Consider the following 1,155-nt stretch of genomic DNA (forward strand, 5'->3'; position numbering starts at 1 on the left):
TGAGTTCTGACCAGAATAATTCGGGGAAAATATCCCCTAACGTCCGTTTCATCCAAACATAGAAAAAATCGGAAAGTTCCGCATATTGTATCGTAGCATAATAGGGCGGGTCAGTGACAATTGCATCCACAGATTTATCGGCAATATGATACAGGCTATCCGCCGAAGCCGCATCAATTTTAATGCTTTTGGGTTCAGTTTCTAGGATACCCGGTAAGCTGAGAGAGTGGGACTTTGTGCCGAATAATTCACAAAGTTTAGTGTAGTCATATGTCAAGGCATCTACGCACCAATTCCACAAGCGAGTCACTCCATTAACTTCTGGATAATTCCACATTAAATTTAAAGCGTGTTGTCCACTAGCGAGTTGAATTTGTGACGTGGTTGCACTCCAATGGGCTAAACGAGAGTTTGCATCAACACATCTATCTAATACTAAAGCCAAATAAGTGCAAATTGCCTCTACTTTTTCTGGTTCATATTCACCCCGGATTAACTCCTTCGCTTCGTTGATAATTTCTACATAAGTCACCAGGGTTAAAAGCTGACGCGGGTTAAACATATCTTTCCATGTCGGACAAAATATTCGGATTTGTTCATCCAAATCTTTGCCTTCAGGAATAAATTCAATAGGAATTAAAAATTTATGTTGTAAATCATCTATATTTTGGTCTAAGTATTGTTGAGCTTGATCGCAAGCATTCAAGTCAGTATTATTAGGAATTCTAAATTCTAAGCTGCCTTTACCTTTTTTATAAGCCACTGCATATAACTGATGTCCTAATCCGGTTTTCTTAGCAGTTTGCATAATCACTTTATTTTCAATAATATTGCCACAATTAGGACATCTACCCACTCCTCGACTAACCGTACTGTAATCATCAGGATTGTATTCGTACTCATCGGTTTTAATCGTTGTTTTTTTCCCTTTTTTCCCCTTAATTAACTGAAAATTAACCCGCTTTTCTGTCAGATTGTGAATTGGTTTCACCGCGTACCAATCACTCTTAACTTTTCTAGCTTGTCCTTTTCCAGCATAGTTACTTGTTTTACTTAACCACCAATTAGGACTTAATGGAACCACAGACTGACAACTAGGACAAACTACAGTATGTGCCCATAAATAATTTTGCACAACTTCCTCACTTTTGGGGG

General features: G+C 38.2%; 1 pseudogene. It reads right to left on the minus strand.

Annotated features, from left to right (window positions below):
• A pseudogene (locus tag AM228_RS27920) lies at positions 1–1,135 on the minus strand (DNA methylase); the annotation flags it as partial.
• Positions 1,136–1,155 lie beyond the last annotated feature (20 nt).

It is taken from the genome of Planktothricoides sp. SR001 (assembly GCF_001276715.1).
Taxonomy (GTDB): domain Bacteria; phylum Cyanobacteriota; class Cyanobacteriia; order Cyanobacteriales; family Laspinemataceae; genus Planktothricoides; species Planktothricoides raciborskii.